The organism is Okeania hirsuta, from assembly GCF_003838195.1.
GTDB lineage: Bacteria > Cyanobacteriota > Cyanobacteriia > Cyanobacteriales > Microcoleaceae > Okeania > Okeania hirsuta.
In genome coordinates, this window is the sequence record NZ_RCBY01000639.1 from 1 (window position 1) to 869 (window position 869).

The 869-nt window shown below is 30.0% G+C and carries 1 protein-coding gene; it reads left to right on the forward strand.

The genetic code is table 11. The features are described 5' to 3' along the window. Positions 1-622: 622 nt before the first annotated feature. Positions 623-829 (forward strand): hypothetical protein, encoded by a 207-nt coding sequence (locus D5R40_RS33400; protein WP_124155918.1) that lies wholly within the window; start codon positions 623-625, stop codon positions 827-829. The last annotated feature ends 40 nt before the right edge of the window (positions 830-869 follow it).

Genomic DNA, 869 nt, shown 5'->3' on the forward strand with positions numbered 1-869 from the left:
ATTTTCCTTGGGATAACCAATAAATATTATCTTATTAATCCTATGTATCAATTCTTATAAAGAGTGAGGTATTAATTTCTAGGTTTTAGGTAACAAAAAATAGGGAATATAAAAATTGACAAAGCATATCTGGTAAAGTAATAAAGATTGTTTCATCATTCCTCCTCGCAATGACATTTGAACTTAATTAAACCCACCTAATTAGGGTTTGCTGAAAAAGTATTTTTGTTGAGGCAGAGAAATTCTATGCAATGTCCGTATAGAGTCAGAATAAATAGGAGTTATAGAGAAAGTAGTCGAAAAAATCGTAAGAGCGATCTTCCTGTCTCCCTTACCGCAAAATGCTCACTTTTTAAACTCTATCAAATAAAAAGCTGATACTTTTTCAAGGCTTCAAATTTCTAAAATCTTTATCTGTTCTTTATCTCTAAAAACTTTTAAATTTAATCAGGAAGCCATAATTATATTGGGTGCATCTCATATTTATTTGCCAAAATAATTTTTTCCTATTTTCTATTCCCTGTTTCCAGTTAAGTGTTCCCTAAAAGTGGTAAATTTTTGGCTTTCTTCACCCATTGAGATGCACCCATTATATTTTTGATTAACTGAGGAGAATTAATTTATGCCTACAGGATGGAAAAAAGTCATAAATACAGAAGAAACAAAAAGTACAAATTCCAACAAACCTCCCGAACAAACTTCCACTAATAAATCCTCTGATCAAACAACTGAAATAAACAGAATGGAAATGTTTATTCCAGAAAATACTCAAAGAAGTTTAGACAATCTAATAGTTCCCTCAACCGTCAAAAATAGAATTGATACATAGGATTAATAAGATAATATTTATTGGTTATCCCAAGGAAAAT